Origin of the sequence: Qipengyuania sp., assembly GCF_965277845.1 — a bacterium.
In the GTDB taxonomy this organism is placed as follows: Bacteria; Pseudomonadota; Alphaproteobacteria; order Sphingomonadales; family Sphingomonadaceae; genus Qipengyuania.
Genome location: NZ_OZ255844.1, coordinates 1,965,533 through 1,981,864 on the forward strand (window position 1 = coordinate 1,965,533; position 16,332 = coordinate 1,981,864).

Consider the following 16,332-nt stretch of genomic DNA (forward strand, 5'->3'; position numbering starts at 1 on the left):
GTATGGTCAGAGCACGAGGCTTTCGTGCAGAATGCGGATCCTTAGCGCCTCGGCGGGGTCGAGATAGCGCCGCGCGGCGTCCTGCAACATCGCGGGCGTGACCGCGCGGATGCGGTCCTCGTAGCTGCGGACGCGGTCGAGCCGGTCGGCGCGCAATTGTGCCTCGTCGATCGCACCCAGCCACCAGCCATTCTCGCGGCGGCTCAGCGCAATCTTCTCCAGCAGGGGCGTGCGTGCGCGTTCGAGCAGGTCGGCATCGATCGGGCCGGCGCGGAATTCCGTGGCGATCGCATCGACCACTGCGAAGACTTCGTCCGCCTCGCCGGGCGCGACCACCGCCGAGGTCGAAAACGTCCCGAAATCGCGATAGATATGCGACATGCCCGAGTTCGCACCGGGCGAGTAGGATGCTCCCAGTTCCTCGCGGATGCGATCGAGCATTTCAAGCCGCATCACGGTGGCGAGGAGCTGCATGGTCGCCTCCTCTTGCGCATCGTCGTCGTCCGTGGTCGGCCAGAAGGTCATGGCCAGCGCCTGGTCGGGGGCCCCGGCATGGGTCAGCACGCGCTCGCTGCGGTCGGATGTGAACCGCGCGAGGCGTTCGCTCTCCCAATCGTCGAGCGCCTCGGCCCGGGCGGGCAGCGCGCCGAAGGACGATCCGACCGCGGCGACCACCGCCTCGCTGTCGAAATCGCCGACGACGGAGATTTCGATCGGAGCGGCGGCGAATTGGTCGGCGACCAGTCGGCGTGCTTCGGCAAGGGTCACTGCGGCCAGCTCCTCTTCGGAGGGGATCCCGAAGCGCGGATTGCCATCCGTGACGATCCGCGCCACCTGCGCGCGTGCAACCGCTTGGGGCGTCGCATCGAGCTGCGCGAGATAGGGTGGCAGGATCGCCTGCCAGCGCGTCAGCATTTCGGATCTGAGCCCCGGATCGCTGAAATAGGCGGCGCTGAGCTGCATCTGCAGCGGCAGATCGGCCATGGTGCCGCTGCCGCGCACGATGAACTTGTCCTCGCCCGCATCGAACCCGTAGGTCAGGCGGCGCCCGGCAAGGATCTGGCGCAATTCGTCATAGCCATGCTCGCCCAGCCCGCCGAGCGCGCTGACCGTGGAGAGGAAAGCGGCCTGGCCCATTTGCGTGGCGGGCAGGGCGAGCTGACCGGACCCGATACGGATCGTATAACGCAGCCGGCCTTTCTCATGGGCCGTAAACTTCAAGTTCAATCGAACATTATTGCCGAAGCGGATGGTTCTGACCCCGAGATCGTCGATCGTCGTGTCCGCGACGACGGGCGAGGGTGTGCCGAATTCGCCATAGGCGAAGGCCAGTCCGCTACGGTCTTCCGGCGGATCCACGGGTTGTGCCGCGGAGCTTCGCCAGGCCTTCAGGATGGTCTCCTGCGCGTCGGGAATCGCCTGTTTTGTCGAAACATGGATCAGCGGGTCCGACAGGGCATAGTGCCGGGCGAAGGCTTGCGAGACCGCTTCGACCGTGATTGTCGGCTTCTGGGCGAGGAACAGCTCGTAAGTCGTCTGCGGACTGACGAAGATACGCTCGCGCCGCGCGGTCGAGAGGATGCCCTCGGCGAGCTGGCGGTTGCGCCTCGTGTCCTGCTGGTTGGCCGCATCGCGATAGCGCTGTTCGAAATTGGCGAGCTGTTCGGCCAGTTCCGCCTCGGTAAAACCGTGTTCGACTGCGCGGCGCCACTCCTGCTCGCCGATTGCGAGCGCGCGCTGCCATTCGCCCTCGCGCGCCTGGAGCTGTAACTGAGCCCGGCGCTGGATGTCGAAGAAGTCGGAGGCCGATGCGCCTCCGCTTATGATCGGCGCATCGGCGGAATTGGCGATCCTCTGCAGCCGGCGATTGAGGATCGCGGTGCCGAGCGCGACCAGCCGGGACCGATCGGTTTCCGCGATAGTCGGCTTGCGCTCGACATAGGGCGCAAAGCGATCGATCACGACCATGTGCTGCACATCGGGATCGACGAAATTGGCCGCCGCCGGACCGCGCGCCAGGTCGACATTGCCCTTCGCGACCTCGACCCGGGGCGTCGACGGCACCGCCCAATCGCCGAACCGCTCGCGGATCTTCGCCTCGATCGTGTCGGGGTCGACATCGCCCACCACCACAAGCGCCGCATTGTCGGGGCGATAAAAGCGGCGGTAGAGATCGCGCAGCGCCTGGCCGGGCGCGGTGTCGATGATCGCATCGGTGCCGTCGGCGCGGAAGCGCGCCGCGTAACGCGTTTCCGGCGCGACGAAGTCGAAATAATGCTTGTAGCGGCGGATAGTGAAATTGTTGCGGGTGCGCGTTTCGGACTGGATGATCCCGCGTTCGCGATCCACCGCATCGTCGGCGATGGTCAGCTCGCTCGCGGTCTCGCGCATCAGCATGAGCGCCGTGTCGAGCAGCTCCATGTCGGTGCGCGGCAGGTCGAGCTTGTAGATCGTGTCCTCGAACCCGGTCGAAGCATTGGTATCCGCCCCGAAGGCAAGACCCAGCCGTTCGAGCAGCTTGATCATCTCGCCTTCGGGCACGTTGCGCGAACCGTTGAAGGCCATGTGCTCGAGCATGTGCGCAAGGCCTAGCTCGTCTTCGCTCTCGTCGATCCAGCCGACATCGAAGCCGAAGCGGATGACCGCTGTATCGCTGGGCGTGCCATTGCGCAGGATCGCATAACGCAGGCCATTGTCGAGCACGCCGAACCGCACCGCCGGATCGGGGGCTATGTCATAGACTGGATGGCCCCAGCCGGTAACCGCCTGGACGGTTGCGGCCTGCGTGATGGCTGGCGCGTCTTCAGCGGCAAGCGGCTGCGCGAGGGCGATAAGCGGGAGCGCCGCGAGCATGCGGCGGGCACGGGAAACGGACACGGACACCTGTTCGGTTGCGGCGCGGGGGCCGGATAGACCCCAAGCTATGCCGCACGCGGCCTGAATCCAAGCTTTCCGCGTTTCGCCGAGGCGTCCGAGCTACTTCTTGGGCTTCGACGGCGTCCGCAGCCGTCCGCGGTGCGCATTCATATCCAGCACTTCACCCGGACCACTGTCGTCGTTCTGCAGCAGGCCGAGCCGGCGCGCGACTTCCTGATAGGCTTCGCTTTCGCCGCCCATGTCGCGGCGGAAGCGGTCCTTGTCGAGCTTTTCGCCGGTGTTGATGTCCCACAGGCGGCAGCCGTCGGGGCTGATTTCGTCGGCCAGGATCACGCGGCTGTAATCGCCGTCCCAGATGCGGCCGAATTCCAGCTTGAAGTCGATCAGGCGGATGTCGATCGCGCTGAACATGCCGCACAGGAAATCGTTGATGCGGATCGCCATCGAGGACATGTCCTGCAGCTCTTCATGGCTGCACCAGTTGAAGCAGGCGATTTCCTCTTCGGAGACCTTGGGATCGCCGAGTGAATCGTCCTTGAGGCAATATTCGATCAGCGTGTGCGGCAGCAGTTCGCCTTCCTCGATGCCGAGGCGCTTGCTGAGCGAACCGGCGGCGACGTTGCGCACCACCACTTCCAGCGGGATGATTTCGACCTGGCGCACCAATTGCTCGCGCATATTGAGGCGGCGGATGAAATGCGTCGGGATGCCGATGTGCGACAGGCGCGTGAAGACATACTCGCTGATGCGGTTGTTGATCACGCCCTTGCCGTTGATCGTGCCCTTCTTCTCGGCGTTGAAGGCGGTCGCGTCATCCTTGAAATACTGGATGATCGTGCCCGGCTCGGGACCTTCGTAGAGGATCTTGGCCTTGCCTTCGTAGATCTGGCGGCGACGTGCCATGGGCGTGCATTCCTTAGCGCTTCAAAGACTTGCGCCCCGGCGACGGAATCGACTGGCGATTGCGACTGCCGGGGCGAATGCCAGTGCGCATACAGAAGCGACGCGACAAACGCAATTGCGCTGCTGGCGGCGTATGTCGGTCGTCAGTCTATCGGGACGGGCTGGGGTAGCGAAGTGGTGCCCAGGGGCGGAGTCGAACCACCGACACGACGATTTTCAGTCGTCTGCTCTACCACTGAGCTACCCGGGCACACTGCTTCGGCAAGAGGGGCGTTGGCCGCCCCGCGAGCAATGAGAGCGCGCCTATGGCGAAGCTGGCGCGCCTTGGCAAGGGGCAAATTCAGTCTTCCTTGCCGCCTGTGACTTCGGCCGCGATCTCCTCGGGCAGGGCGGGGCGCCCCGGCACCGCATAGCCATCGCCGAACCATTGCGACAGGTCGCGGTCGCGGCAGCGGCTGGAGCAGAACGGGGCGTGCTCCTTGCTGCGCGGTTTCTTGCAGATCGGGCAGGGTCGGGCGGGTTTAGTCGTCATGCGGGACGATCTGGGCGGTGGCCGCCTCTATCGCAAGGGTCGGGTCGGTTTCTACCCGCACGGCGCGCGCGGTGCGGCGTTCGAGTTCGGCGAGCCATTCAGGCTTGAACTTGGCCTTGAGCGCGGGATGCACGGTCAGCAGCGTCAGGCCCGGCCCCTCGACCATTTCCGCGCGGCGCAGCGCCATGCGTGCGGCCATGGCGACGCGCGAAGTGGCGAATCGGTGCAGCAGCGACGGACCTTCGAGCCGCGCGACGATCTGGACGAAGCCGAAACCGTTCATCGCGGTGCGTTCGTGGGGGAAGCCGGCGAGCGCTTCCTCCAGCGCTGCGTCCACCGCCTTGCGGTCGGCCTTCGCTTGCAGCGTGGGAAAATCGATTCCGATCGACCCGCCCAGATCGAACCGCGGGAGCCAGCGCGCGATGGCGGGGACCGCGGCCAGCGCCAGTTCGCGCGGTGAAAGGTCGCCATCGATGTCGATCAGCGTCATCGCGGGCGTGACGGAGAACAGCAGCGAGCCGCCGGGAAACTCCACCTCGCCCGAGGATGCCGCGTGCCAGATATCTTCCCACTCTCCGGCAGGCAGGCGGCGGACGCAATCCGCGCTGACGAAAATGTTGTCCGTGTGGGTCGAATCATCCTCGCGGAGGTCGAGAATGCGGCCCTGCGCGCGCTTGAAGCGGCCGCGCTCGGCAATTGCCGCACGGGTGATCAGGATCGGTACGGGGCTGCCCTCGGTTACGCGTTCGGGGATGCGATCGACCATCACCTCCGTGCCGTTATCGAGCCGGGCGAGCCCGCGCTTGCGGCCCTTGGGCTTGGAAACGAGAAGCCCGGTAGCGCGGCTGCCGGCCGGAAGGTCGCCCCGCCACCGCAGTTTCGCGGCGAGCACCTCGGCTCCCTCGACCAGAAGGGCCCGGCTCTCGCCGATGCCGTGCTCGACAAGCCACTCGGGGCCCGGGTCAGGCAATTGCGAACCCGGCTGCCTTGAGCAGCGCGCGCGTTTCGTAGAGCGGCAGACCGACGACGCCCGAATGGCTGCCCTGGATGCGGCTGATGAGCCCTTCGGCGATGCCCTGGATCGCGTATCCGCCCGCCTTGCCGTGCCATTCGCCACTGGCGATATAGGCGTCGATTTCCTGCGCCGAGAGCCGTTTGAAGATCACCACCGTCTCGCTCAGCCGCTCGCGGATTGTGCCGTCGGGCGCGCGCAGCGCGATGGCCGAGAGGACGCGGTGACGGCGGCCGGAAAGCAATTCGAGGCACTGGCGCGCGGTCGCTTCGTCCTCGGCCTTGGGCAGGATACGGCGGCCGGCGGCGACTACGGTATCGCCTGCCAGCACGTGTCCGTCATCGCGCGCTGCGGCTTCCGCCTTCTCGCGCGCCATGCGCCTGGCATAATCGCGCGGCAGTTCGCCTTTATGGGGCGTCTCGTCGATATCGGCTGGCGCGATAGCAGCAGGCGTCATGCCGAGGCGCGCGATAAGCTCGCGCCTGCGGGGACTTGCCGATGCCAGGATGAGTGTGGGCTGGCCCACCTGCGCTTATTGCGGGCCGGGGCCGCCGCGACCGGGCATGAAGCGGTAGGTGATGCGCGCCTTGGTCAGATCGTAGGGCGTCAGTTCGCACAGCACTTCGTCGCCGACCAGCACGCGGATGCGGTTCTTGCGCATCTTGCCGGCGGTGTGGCCGAGCACTTCATGGCCGTTCTCGAGCTCGACGCGGAACATCGCATTGGGCAGCAATTCCACCACGCGCCCGCGCATTTCGAGAAGTTCTTCTTTCGCCATGTAGTGTGTCGTGTCCGTTCGCTTGTGCAGTAAGAGCCGCGCCCTTTAGCGGTGAAGGGGGCAAAAGGGAAGCCTCGGCGCGTTTCCGCTCGCCCGGTCAGGGCCGGAAAGGCGATTCAGGCCGTCAGTGCAGCGCGCGGCGGGGGAAGAATAGGCTCGCCAGCCCGGACGCGCGGAACGGTTTCCATGTGCCTTCCGCCTGCGCCAGCCGGTCGGCGATGGCATAGACCGCCGCCGGATTCACGCCGAGGCCGCAGTGACTTGCCAGCACTTCGATGTTCTCGCATTCGGCATGGTCGCCGCATTGCACCGATCCGCGCCAATGGACCACGCCATCGGTCCGGGTGAGGATCGAGGTGGTGGGCACCGGCGGGGCCTCGGCCAGCTGGCGGAAATTGCCGCCCTGCATCGGTTCGGGCTCCTCGCCATTGAGGTATTCGAACAGCCGCCTTGCATTGGTGTGGCCGCGGTCGTCGCTGATCGGCGAGCCGAGGCTGATCACGCCGCGCACCTTCTCGGGCGCCATTTTGGCCAGTTCGCGCGCGAACACGCCGCCCAGGCTCCAGCCGACGATCGAGATCGTGCCTTCGGTGCGTTCGTGCAATTCCTCGACGCAGGCCATCATGGCCTCGATCCGGGCATTATCGACGCGGACGTTGCGACCCAGGTTCCAGCCGACCGCGTCATAGCCGAGGTCCGACAGCAGCGAACGCAGCGGCCGGGTCGAATAATCCGAGGCCATGAAGCCGGGCAGCACCAGCACGCCATGTCCGTCGCCGCGCGGCAGGCCGGACAGCAGCGGGCGCAGCGCGTAGAAACTGGCCAGTTCGCCCATCGCGCGTCCCGGTTCGGCCAGCGTCAGCAGGCGGCTGGGCGGGCGGGCTTCGATTGCTTGTGTCGTCATTCTGTGGTCGGACCTTTCAGGGGATGGGCAGCCTTGGGCTTGGAACGCGCGCCGGAGGTCTTGGTGCCCCCTTTGACCGGTTCTGCGGGCTTTTTCTTGGGCGCTGCCCGCTTCTTGGCGGCGGGCTTCTTCGCTCTCGTCTTGGTTGTGCGCTTCTTCGGTGCAGGTTTCTTCGCCGATGTGCCGGTCTCCTTGGCGGCAGCATCGCGCAATTCCTCGAAGCTTTCGCGAATGCAGTCTGCGTAGAATTCGGGATCGTCCATCATCTCGCGGTCGGCGGTGAAGGCGATGGTCGCTTCCTCGGTATAGCTCTGCACCACATGCGCGAGGCCCATGCCGTCGGTCAGGCAGATCAGACCCATCATGCTTTCCAGCCGCGCGCCGGCGGAATAGATCGGCACCGGCGGACCGGGCACATTGGTCACGACGGTGGTGAAGATCGCCCCGACCCCGCGATTGGCGAGGCTGAGGCGGGTGTAGAGCTGCGCGCCGAGGCTCATCCACAGCGCGGGGCTGACCTTGCTCATCTCGGTCATGTTGCGCGCGCCCATGGCGTCGGTCATCGCCTTGGAATTGGTGGTGCGGTTGTTGACCCAGGCGAGCCGTTCGAGCGGGTCGGCGATATGCGTGCCGAGCGGCGCGATCATCGCGGCGACCTGGTTGCCCATCGCATTCTTCTCACCCTTCGAGCGGACCGAAATCGGCGCCATGGCGGTGAGCGTCTTCTTGGGCAGCTCGCCCTTGCTATCGAGATAGCGGCGCATCGCGCCGCCGATGATCGTCAGGAAGACATCGTTGACCTTCGCCCCATCATGCGCGGTGCGGATCGCCTTGATATCGGCAAGCGGGACGCTGACGCCTTCGACCACGCGGTGCGGGCTGATCTTGCGATTGAAGCGCGTCTTGGGCGCGATCATTTCGGTAGAGACGTCGAATTCCTTCGCCGCGAGGCCCTTCAGCGCCTTGGCGAGACCCGGCGCGGCCTTGGCGGCGACCTCGAGCTGTTTCAGCGGATTGGTGATCGCGTTGAAATAGCTCTTGCCCAGCAGCTCGACCGGGTTGGGCACCTTTTCGGGTTTCCACTCGTCGGGACCGGGCGGTGGCGGCTCGTCGGGCGAAAGCGTATGCGTCGCTTCCATCAGATCGATCCCGCTCATCCCGTCGATCGCGGCGTGATGGACCTTGGTGATATAGGCGTAACTGCCCTTGGGCACGCCTTCGACATTGTCGAGCCCTTCGACGACGGTGAATTCCCACGGGGGACGTTCGAGATCGAGCGGGCGGGCGAAGATGCGCGCCGCCTGGATGCACAATTGCCGCCAGTCGCCCGGCGCGGGCAGGGCGACGTGTCGCACGTGGTATTCGAGATCGAAATCGGGATCCTCGATCCAATAGGGATAATCGAGGTCGAAGGGCACGCGCACCATGCGTTGGCGCATGGTCTTGGAAAGCTGCAACCGGCTTTCGAAGAAGGCGAGGATGTCCTTGAACCGGACGAAGCCGCCTGGGGCGGTTGCCGGATTGTAGATCAGGATCGACCCGATATGCATCGGCGAGTTGCGCGTTTCCAGCGCGACAAAGCTCGCATCCATGCCTTGGAGCTGCTGCATCCTGTTCCCCTTGCATGCCCCGCTTTTGCGAGTGCGAAAGGAGAGGCTAGCAGCTAGCGGTCGCCCGTCAACTTGCCGTGCCCGTCAAGGCCTTCCCTAGCGGAGAACGCTCACAAGGCGTCGCCCGCCGCCACGCCGCTGGCCCAGGCCCATTGGAAGTTGTAACCGCCCAGCCAGCCGGTCACGTCGACCGCCTCGCCGATGGCGTAAAGGCCCGGAATGCGCTTGGTTTCCATGGTCTTGGAGGAGAGTTCGGTGGTGGCGATCCCGCCCACGGTCACTTCCGCCTTGGCGAAGCCCTCGGTGCCGTTGGGGTGGAAGGTCCAGCGCTTGAGCCGCTCGCCCGCCGCGCGCAGCGCCTTGTCGGGGAGGTTGCCGAGGTCGCCTTGGAGGCCGAGCTTGTCCGCCAGGATATCGGCCAGCCGCGCGGGGAGGGCATCGCGCAGCAGCGATTTGAACCCGGCCCGCGGGGTGTCGCGCTTGGCATCGAGCAGCCACTCGGTGCTGCGATCGGGCAGGAAATCGACGAATAGCGGTTCGCCCGGGCGCCAGTAGGAACTCGCCTGCAGGATCGCCGGGCCGGACAGGCCGCGATGGGTGAACAGCGCGGCTTCGGCAAAACCGGACTTGTTCGCGGTGGCGACGACCGGGGCCGACACACCCGAGATATCGCGGAACAGCACTTCCTCTCCGCCCAGCGTCAGCGGGACGAGCGCGGGGCGTGGTTCGACCAGCTTGAGGCCGAACTGGCGGGCAAGCTCGTAAGCGAAGCCGGTCGCCCCCATCTTGGGGATCGAGGGGCCACCGGTGGCGATGACCAGCGCAGGGGCGGTGTAGGTGCCCGCCTGCGTGGTCACGGCGAAGCCATCGCCCTGCTCGACCGAGGCGACTTCCTCGCTGCAGCGTACGTCTACGTCACCTTTCGCGCATTCATCGAGCAGCATCGCGACGATCTGTTTGGCCGAGCCATCGCAGAACAGCTGGCCCAGCGTCTTCTCGTGCCAAGCGATCCCGTAACTCTCGACCAGATCGAGGAAATCGCGCGCGGTGTAGCGCGCCAGCGCCGACTTGGCGAAATGCGGGTTGCTGGACAGGTAATTGGCCGGGCCCGCGCCGATATTGGTGAAATTGCACCGCCCGCCGCCCGAAATGAGGATCTTCTTGCCCGGCTTCTCGGCGCGTTCGAGCACCAGCACGCGCTTGCCCCGCTGGCCGGCGCGCGCGGCGCACATCAGCCCCGCGGCACCCGCGCCGAGGACGATCGCATCGTAGCTTTCGGCCACCTATGCCTCGTCGATCGAATACTCGGGCTGCTGCCGCGCCGCGATGAAATAGAGCAGCGTGCCCGCAGCGATGAAACCGCCGAGAACCAGCCAGGCCTGCGCCTGCGCCTGCGCGGAAATGAACAGCGAGCTGCCGACCGCGAAGATCACGCAGAACAGGTGGAACGGCACGATCCGTCCCTCGCGATGTTCGAGCACCGGCAGCGCGCAGCTGGTCACGATATAGGTCACCAGTCGCACCAGCGTGCCCGCGATGGCGAGCACTTCGAAGCCCTCCCACAGGCCGAACAGGATTGCGACCACGCCGTAGAACAGGATCGCGTTGAACGGCGTCAGGAAGCGCGGGTGGACATATTCGAACCAGCGCGGGAGCATGCCGCGCTCGGCCATGCCGTACATCAGCCGGGGCTGGGCGACGCCGCTGGCGAAATTGTTCGCGCCGATGGAAAAGCTCGCCGCGATGACGATGGCGAGCGAGCCGAGCTGGCCCATCGAAGCGCCCGCAACGCCGGCCAGCGCATTGTTCTCGCCCGCGAACTGCGGCCCGATGGCGATGAAGGCCCAGATGATCGCCATGTAGAGCAGCGTCACCCCGCTCACCATGGTGACGATCGACAGCGGCACGTCGCGCTTGGGGTTCTTGAACTCGCCTGCCGCCTCGACCACGCCCTCGAAGCCGATAAAGGCGTAGAATGTCAGCAGGATCACCGTCTCGACCTGGCTGAACTGCGGCAGCACGATCTCGCCCGTTTCTCGTCCAGCGAAGAAGGCGGAGACCACCAGCAGGCCCAGCGGCACCAGCTTGATCGCGGTCATGATGCCGAGTGTGCCGACCGATGCGCGCATGCCGTAGAGGTTGATCGCGGTGATCAGTCCGATCCCGACGGCGACCGCAATCGGCGCCACGGTGGGATCGGACAGCACCGGGAACAGCGCCGCGAGATAGGCGATCATCACATGCATGTTCGCCGCTGCGGTCACGATCGCGCTGGCATAGCGCGCCCAGCCCGCCTGGAAACCGACGAAGCGCCCGAAGGCCGCCTCGCCATAGAGCACCGATCCGCCGCTATGCTCGAACCGGCTCGCCATCCAGGCGTAGCACAACGCCAGCGGCAGGAAGAGCACGCCGCCCACCAGCATCATCCACGGCGCGAAATTGCCCACGGCCGCGACCAGCACCGCCGGGAGGGCGAAAATCCCCGCGCCGATCATCCCGTTCAGCGGAAAAAGCGATGTGCCCCAGAAGCCGACCGTGCGCGGCGGTGCGATTTTCGTCCCGTCCATCGGGCGGGGGATGGCCGCAAACGGCGCTTTGCACAAGCGGCCTTTGCCTAAGCGGTTCGGGCGCACTATCTCCACCCCCATGTCGCGCACGAAGGCCGGTACTCCCCACGATCCGAGAGGAAAGGAGCGTTTCAACGAGGAACGCGCCACCAAGACCGTGGCCAGCGCGCAGCCCGATCTCGAGGCCGGCATCGCCGCGATCCGCGAAACGGTGAAGACGCTCAAGCCGCGCCCGGGCGTTTATCGCATGCTCGATACGCGCGGAGACGTACTCTATGTCGGCAAGGCGCGCAGCCTCAAGGCGCGGGTGGCGAACTATACGCAGGTCAAGGGCCTCACCAACCGCACGCTGCGGATGATAAGCCAGACCCGCGCGATGGAGATCGTCACCACCAATTCGGAAGCCGAGGCGCTGTTGCTCGAGGCGCAACTGGTCAAGCGCTATCGCCCGCCGTTCAACGTCCATCTGCGCGACGACAAGAGCTTTCCCTTCATACTCCTGCGCGCCGACCATGCCTTCCCGCGCATCCAGAAGCACCGCGGCGCGCGGCGGGCCAAGGGCAATTACTACGGTCCCTTCGCCAGCGCAGGTTCGGTCAACAAGACGCTGAATGCGCTGCAGAAACTGTTCCTGCTGCGCAGCTGCACCGACAGCTTCTTCAACAATCGCGACCGGCCCTGCCTGCTCTACCAGATCAAGCGCTGCTCGGCCCCCTGCGTCGGGCGGATCGACGAGGACGGCTACGAGAAACTGGTGCGCGAGGCGAAGGACTTCCTCGGCGGCAAATCCAGCGCGGTGCAGGCCGAAATCGAGAAACAGATGGCCAAGGCCGCCGAAGATCTCGATTTCGAGACCGCGGCGATCCTGCGCGATCGCCTTCGCGCGGCGACCTTCATCCAGGGCAGCCAGGCGATCAATGCAGCCGGCGTGGGCGATGCCGATGTCTTCGCGCTCGCCGCCAAGGGCGGGCAGGTGGGCGTGCAGGCCTTCTTCATCCGCGGCGGGCAGAACTGGGGCCACCGCACCTTCTACCCGCGCAATACGGGCGATCTGGAGAAGGCCGAAGTGCTCGCCGACGTCCTGCTGCAATTCTACGAGGAAGTGCCGCCGCCCCGCACCGTGTTGGTCGATCGCGAACTGGCCGAGCAGGCGCTTATCGCCGAGGCGCTGGCGGAAAAGGCGGGCCCTGCCGTTGCCATCTCGATTCCGCAGCGCGGCACGCGGCGCAAGCTGATGCAGCAGGCCAGTCGCAATGCGGTCGAGGCGCTCGACCGGCGACTGGCCGAAACCGGCACCAAGGCGAGAATCCTGCGCGACCTGGCCGAATTCCTCGAGCTGGACGATGTGCCGCAGCGGATCGAAATCTACGACAACAGCCATATCCAGGGCGCCAAGGCGGTCGGCGCGATGGTCGTCGCCAGCCCCGAGGGGTTCGAGAAGGGCCAGTACCGCAAGTTCAACATCAAAAGCGCGCAAACCAACGACGATTTCGGCATGATGCGCGAGGTGATGAGCCGGCGGTTTCGCGCCCTGGCCAGCCTCCCCGAATTCGGGGAGGGGGACCATGCACAGCATGGTGGAGGGGCACCGGAGGATGGTCATGACGGTAAAGGTCCGGAGCAGCAGTCCGTGCCCCACCACCCCCAGCCTGCGGCTGGCGGTCCCCCTCCCCGGTCCGGGGAGGATCACAGGACCATCTGGCCCGACCTCGTCCTGATCGACGGCGGCAAGGGGCAGATGTCCTCGGTGCGCGATACGCTGGAGGAGATGGGCATCGAGCACGTCCCCCTGATCGCCATCGCCAAGGGCCCGCATCACGGGCGCGAGGGGCGTGAGGTGTTCCACTTCCCCGACGGGCGCGAGAAGACGCTGCCGGTCAATTCACCGCTGCTGTTCTACCTCCAGACCCTGCGCGACGAGGTGCACCGCTACGCCATCGGCGCCCACCGCGCCAAACGCAGCCGCGCCATCACTGCCTCACCGCTCGACGAAATCCCCGGCATCGGCCCCGCCCGCAAACGCGCGCTGCTGCTGCATTTCGGCACCGCAGGGAAGGTGCGGGCGGCGGCGCTGGACGACCTTAAACGCGCCCCCGGCATCAGCGCCGGCGTGGCGCAGCAGATATACGATTTCTATCACACGGGTGGGTGAAGATTCGGAGGTCGGCTAAAGACCTTTATTGCGGACACTAAAGACCGGAACCTTCGTCGCGGAATTCGGACAAAGTGAGGTGGGTTGAGTGTGCCCGCATCTGCAGCTGAAACAATCTTCTGTCGGTTTAGAAAATGCCGCAAGCTCTAGCGCTTTCGCCAAACTGATACATGAACCTTGCTCTGCGCGGTAAGTGGTGTTCTCCACCAATCCTGCCACCGCTCAACCAATTCAAGTCCGGCCAAAGCTGCCATCAAATCCAATTCCGACGGCCAAACGAAGCGAAACGGCAAAGCCATCAGCCTTGGACCAGCCTCCTCGAGCCATACGTGGTGAGAAGTGCCTTGTTGTGTCACGACGTCTATCTCATCGATCCCCCAATGACTATCCGAGCGGTCGAAGGCCATCTTGGTCGTATCATTTGCCAACCCCCAAAAGGGTGGGATTGCATTCTCGACGATAAAGTGTCCGCCATCTTCCAAATGAGCGGCCGCATTCCGAAAGCAGGCAACCTGTGCGTCCTGCGAAGTCAAATTCGATAACGTGTTGAATACGAGATAGACTAGCGAGAAGCGTCCCTCGACACTCGTTTGAGTCATGTCTCCCATGGCAACGGGGATTTCGTTTCCCCTTGGCTTTCGTCGTAGCTCACCAACCATGGCTTCCGACAGCTCGATGCCGCTAACCTTTATGCCGGAATCTGAAAGCGGGAGGGCTACTCGGCCTGTACCTATGGCGAACTCCAGAGCGCGGCCAGAACCAGCCAATTCGGCGAGAAATTCGACCGACTTTTCCAATTCCTCGTCAGTCTGATTGCAGTGATCGCGGTCGTAACGATACGCGACATCTGGCCCGAAAAAGTCAGCCATGTTTGTCCGACGCTCCCTCCATCCGCCAGACAATAGATGCTCACTTCAAACTCGGCAAACCCACGCAAATTGCCATCGCACCCGCCAACGATCTGCGTCTGCTTTCGCGACCTTCGTACTCAAAAGCGGACTTTCTGCTCACCACCCAAGCTGAAGCCGCTTTCACCGAGCTAGGTGTGGGCCAGAAGCGGACGGGCCTGAACCGACCCGATTGCGGTCATCGGCAATGCGCAATACGTTGCGGTTTATGAGCCGTAGTAAGCATCAAACCTACAAACAGGTTTTTGGTGGCAAATCAGCCGCTGAGATCGACGAGATGTTCGCCGAGGGCGATGACGACGCGCTCGGAATATTGGAGAAGCGTCGCGCTAAAAAAGAGGTCCGCGAGAAGCGACAGCAGGGGAAATCGAGGACTGAGTAGAGTCGGTTGTCCACTCGAAATCCGACATGACGTCACTCGGCCCTCCGAGCCGGAGTGGTGCTGCTGTCCCGCCAGCGCAGTCCTGACTGACAAGTGCAGCAGCGTCTGATCGGATATACGGCCAGGAGGGAGAGGTTACTCTTTCCTTCACCCTCCGATCCGTGCCTTACCCTGCCGGATGAAACACTACCCTCCGCGTTCCTCGCAGCCACGCACCCCCACCGTCACCATCCCGCCGTTCCATGCGGTCCCGCTGCGCCATCGTGCGGACGGGTGGACGCCCGTGCGGCAGGCGGAGTTCATCGGGCATCTTGCCGCCACGCGCTCGGTCGCGGCGGCGGCGCGGGCGGTTTCGATGGCGCGGGAGACGGCCTATCGCCTGCGCGAGCGTCCGGGTGCGCAAGGGTTTGTGGCGGCGTGGGACGTGGCGCTGGCGCGGCGGCAATCGCCCGCCGGGAGGGCGCGGCTCGATGCGGCGCTGGATGCGGCGCGCGCGGCCCTGAAGGCTGATCGGAAGGTCACGATCCCGCAGCTCGAATGGCGCGTGGAGACCGGCATCTGGCAGGTCATGCTGCGCCGCGGATGCTATGTGGGTGTGGTCCGCAAACCCGATGAATCCGCGCTTCTTGCGCTCATCTCGCGCACCAACCGGGCGGAGGCGGCGCTATGACGCCGCCCGAAGGTCACGGTTTCCGGCAATGCGATATACGGTCCATGTCGGCACCTTCGCGTGCGGCCATCTTCGCGGCCTTCCCGATGCCGCTGCAAATTGATGCAGATCAAGGTGTGGGGGCCGCGGTGATGTATAGTGCGACTGCAAGCCGGGACGTGGCCCGTCGGCCCTCCCGCCAACAGGAGACGGAGCCATGAAGACCATTCTGTTCAACGCCACCGGGGACGAAGGCTTCTCCGGGCGGCTCGACGCCGTGCTCGACCTCGCACGCGCTTTCGATGCGCATGTCACGCTGCTGCACGCCATCCCCTACGAGGCCGCCGGAGCGATCGATTTCCACGGCGCGGCCTTCGCCGCCATGGTTCCCTTCTGGCGCAAGGAGGCCGAAAAGCTGCGCGAGAAGACACTCGACGACCTGTCGAACGAGGGCGTCTCGTGGAACTGGGTCGAGGCGGCGGGGCCGGTGGCGCTGGCGATGCTGCGCGAATCCTCGCTGCACGATCTCGCCGTGGTCAGCGCGCGCGATCCCAATACGGTCGACGGCACGCCGTCCTTCACCGCCGGCGAGCTGGCGGTGACCGCCGATTGCCCGGTGCTCGTGCTGCCCGATACCTGCAAGCGGTTCGATCCGACGGCGCCCGCGCTGATCGCCTGGGACGGGTCTGCCGAAGCCTCGCACGCGCTCAAGGCCGCCGTCCCGCTGCTGCACAAGGCGCAAACCGTCTATCTCGTCACGGTCAAGGAACCCGCGAGAGGCAAGAGGGAGCCCGAACTGCCACCGGTAAACGGGGCGGACTACCTCTCTCGCCACGGCATCTCGAGCGAGATGATCGAGGCGGAAGCAGGCGAGAAGGGGGTGTGCGCAACGCTGGTCGAACACGCGGAAAACCGCAAGGCGGGGCTCATCGTGATGGGCGCCTATGGCCGCACGCGGCTGACCGAGCGGATCTTCGGCGGCGCGACGCGCACGATGCTATCCGACGTGCGCATCCCGCTGCTGATGACCAACTGAGCGGGAATGCGGGCAGGCCCGG

General features: G+C 65.2%; 15 protein-coding genes and 1 tRNA gene. 4 read left to right on the forward strand and 12 right to left on the reverse strand.

The window, feature by feature from the left end; translation table 11 throughout:
- Window positions 1-6: 6 nt before the first annotated feature.
- From ACQY4G_RS09595 to ACQY4G_RS09645, 11 genes are all read right to left on the reverse strand, one after another.
- The gene (locus tag ACQY4G_RS09595) at window positions 7-2,853 is read right to left on the reverse strand and encodes a M16 family metallopeptidase (RefSeq protein ID WP_421990541.1); all 2,847 of its coding nucleotides are present in this window, start codon (window positions 2,851-2,853) and stop codon (window positions 7-9) included.
- 123 nt (window positions 2,854-2,976) lie between these two features.
- Window positions 2,977-3,780: a phosphoribosylaminoimidazolesuccinocarboxamide synthase gene (gene purC / locus ACQY4G_RS09600; protein ID WP_067694721.1), complete on the reverse strand. Its 804-nt coding sequence runs from the start codon at window positions 3,778-3,780 to the stop codon at window positions 2,977-2,979.
- A gap of 175 nt (window positions 3,781-3,955) precedes the next feature.
- Window positions 3,956-4,030, reverse strand: a tRNA-Phe gene (locus tag ACQY4G_RS09605).
- Between the two features lie 90 nt (window positions 4,031-4,120).
- Complete coding sequence (yacG, locus tag ACQY4G_RS09610; RefSeq protein WP_067694724.1) at window positions 4,121-4,312, reverse strand: DNA gyrase inhibitor YacG; 192 nt, start codon at window positions 4,310-4,312, stop codon at window positions 4,121-4,123.
- On the reverse strand, window positions 4,302-5,282 hold the full coding sequence (locus tag ACQY4G_RS09615) for a ribonuclease (RefSeq protein ID WP_421990543.1): 981 nt from the start codon (window positions 5,280-5,282) through the stop codon (window positions 4,302-4,304). The genes yacG and ACQY4G_RS09615 overlap by 11 nt, the downstream gene beginning before the upstream one ends.
- On the reverse strand, window positions 5,275-5,850 hold the full coding sequence (locus tag ACQY4G_RS09620) for a Maf family protein (RefSeq protein ID WP_421990545.1): 576 nt from the start codon (window positions 5,848-5,850) through the stop codon (window positions 5,275-5,277). Before ACQY4G_RS09620 ends, ACQY4G_RS09615 begins: the two co-directional genes overlap by 8 nt.
- A gap of 6 nt (window positions 5,851-5,856) precedes the next feature.
- The gene (infA, locus tag ACQY4G_RS09625; protein ID WP_007163491.1) at window positions 5,857-6,102 is read right to left on the reverse strand and encodes a translation initiation factor IF-1; all 246 of its coding nucleotides are present in this window, start codon (window positions 6,100-6,102) and stop codon (window positions 5,857-5,859) included.
- A 124-nt stretch (window positions 6,103-6,226) separates the two neighbouring features.
- Window positions 6,227-7,006, reverse strand: a complete 780-nt coding sequence (locus ACQY4G_RS09630; RefSeq protein WP_421990547.1) for an esterase/lipase family protein — start codon at window positions 7,004-7,006, stop codon at window positions 6,227-6,229.
- Window positions 7,003-8,616 (reverse strand): WS/DGAT/MGAT family O-acyltransferase, encoded by a 1,614-nt coding sequence (locus ACQY4G_RS09635; protein ID WP_421990549.1) that lies wholly within the window; start codon window positions 8,614-8,616, stop codon window positions 7,003-7,005. Before ACQY4G_RS09635 ends, ACQY4G_RS09630 begins: the two co-directional genes overlap by 4 nt.
- A gap of 110 nt (window positions 8,617-8,726) precedes the next feature.
- Window positions 8,727-9,848 (reverse strand): NAD(P)/FAD-dependent oxidoreductase, encoded by a 1,122-nt coding sequence (locus ACQY4G_RS09640; protein WP_421993608.1) that lies wholly within the window; start codon window positions 9,846-9,848, stop codon window positions 8,727-8,729.
- 51 nt (window positions 9,849-9,899) lie between these two features.
- Window positions 9,900-11,183: an APC family permease gene (locus tag ACQY4G_RS09645; RefSeq protein WP_421990551.1), complete on the reverse strand. Its 1,284-nt coding sequence runs from the start codon at window positions 11,181-11,183 to the stop codon at window positions 9,900-9,902.
- A gap of 79 nt (window positions 11,184-11,262) precedes the next feature.
- Here ACQY4G_RS09645 and uvrC point away from each other — a divergent pair, with 79 nt between their 5' ends.
- Window positions 11,263-13,335: an excinuclease ABC subunit UvrC gene (gene uvrC / locus ACQY4G_RS09650; RefSeq protein WP_421990553.1), complete on the forward strand. Its 2,073-nt coding sequence runs from the start codon at window positions 11,263-11,265 to the stop codon at window positions 13,333-13,335.
- 146 nt (window positions 13,336-13,481) lie between these two features.
- On the opposite strand, the gene ACQY4G_RS09655 is transcribed toward uvrC, so the two are convergent.
- Window positions 13,482-14,204, reverse strand: a complete 723-nt coding sequence (locus ACQY4G_RS09655) for a class I SAM-dependent DNA methyltransferase (protein WP_421990555.1) — start codon at window positions 14,202-14,204, stop codon at window positions 13,482-13,484.
- A 247-nt stretch (window positions 14,205-14,451) separates the two neighbouring features.
- Between ACQY4G_RS09655 and ACQY4G_RS09660 the strand changes: the two genes are divergently transcribed.
- From ACQY4G_RS09660 to ACQY4G_RS09670, 3 genes are all read left to right on the forward strand, one after another.
- Window positions 14,452-14,625, forward strand: coding sequence for a hypothetical protein (locus tag ACQY4G_RS09660; protein ID WP_421990557.1), 174 nt, complete (start codon window positions 14,452-14,454; stop codon window positions 14,623-14,625).
- Between the two features lie 178 nt (window positions 14,626-14,803).
- Complete coding sequence (locus ACQY4G_RS09665; RefSeq protein ID WP_421990559.1) at window positions 14,804-15,295, forward strand: hypothetical protein; 492 nt, start codon at window positions 14,804-14,806, stop codon at window positions 15,293-15,295.
- A 196-nt stretch (window positions 15,296-15,491) separates the two neighbouring features.
- On the forward strand, window positions 15,492-16,310 hold the full coding sequence (locus tag ACQY4G_RS09670; RefSeq protein ID WP_421990561.1) for a universal stress protein: 819 nt from the start codon (window positions 15,492-15,494) through the stop codon (window positions 16,308-16,310).
- The last annotated feature ends 22 nt before the right edge of the window (window positions 16,311-16,332 follow it).

Bases quoted from the DNA above. Each gene is read 5' to 3' on its own strand.
- purC (WP_067694721.1), bottom strand. From the start codon at position 3,780: ATGGCACGTCGCCGCCAGATCTACGAAGGCAAGGCCAAGATCCTCTAC.
- uvrC (WP_421990553.1), top strand. From the start codon at position 11,263: ATGTCGCGCACGAAGGCCGGTACTCCCCACGATCCGAGAGGAAAGGAG.
- ACQY4G_RS09665 (WP_421990559.1), top strand. From the start codon at position 14,804: ATGAAACACTACCCTCCGCGTTCCTCGCAGCCACGCACCCCCACCGTC.
- ACQY4G_RS09670 (WP_421990561.1), top strand. From the start codon at position 15,492: ATGAAGACCATTCTGTTCAACGCCACCGGGGACGAAGGCTTCTCCGGG.
- ACQY4G_RS09595 (WP_421990541.1), bottom strand. From the start codon at position 2,853: ATGCTCGCGGCGCTCCCGCTTATCGCCCTCGCGCAGCCGCTTGCCGCT.
- ACQY4G_RS09630 (WP_421990547.1), bottom strand. From the start codon at position 7,006: ATGACGACACAAGCAATCGAAGCCCGCCCGCCCAGCCGCCTGCTGACG.
- ACQY4G_RS09645 (WP_421990551.1), bottom strand. From the start codon at position 11,183: ATGGACGGGACGAAAATCGCACCGCCGCGCACGGTCGGCTTCTGGGGC.
- infA (WP_007163491.1), bottom strand. From the start codon at position 6,102: ATGGCGAAAGAAGAACTTCTCGAAATGCGCGGGCGCGTGGTGGAATTG.
- yacG (WP_067694724.1), bottom strand. From the start codon at position 4,312: ATGACGACTAAACCCGCCCGACCCTGCCCGATCTGCAAGAAACCGCGC.
- ACQY4G_RS09660 (WP_421990557.1), top strand. From the start codon at position 14,452: ATGAGCCGTAGTAAGCATCAAACCTACAAACAGGTTTTTGGTGGCAAA.
- ACQY4G_RS09635 (WP_421990549.1), bottom strand. From the start codon at position 8,616: ATGCAGCAGCTCCAAGGCATGGATGCGAGCTTTGTCGCGCTGGAAACG.
- ACQY4G_RS09640 (WP_421993608.1), bottom strand. From the start codon at position 9,848: ATGTGCGCCGCGCGCGCCGGCCAGCGGGGCAAGCGCGTGCTGGTGCTC.
- ACQY4G_RS09655 (WP_421990555.1), bottom strand. From the start codon at position 14,204: ATGGCTGACTTTTTCGGGCCAGATGTCGCGTATCGTTACGACCGCGAT.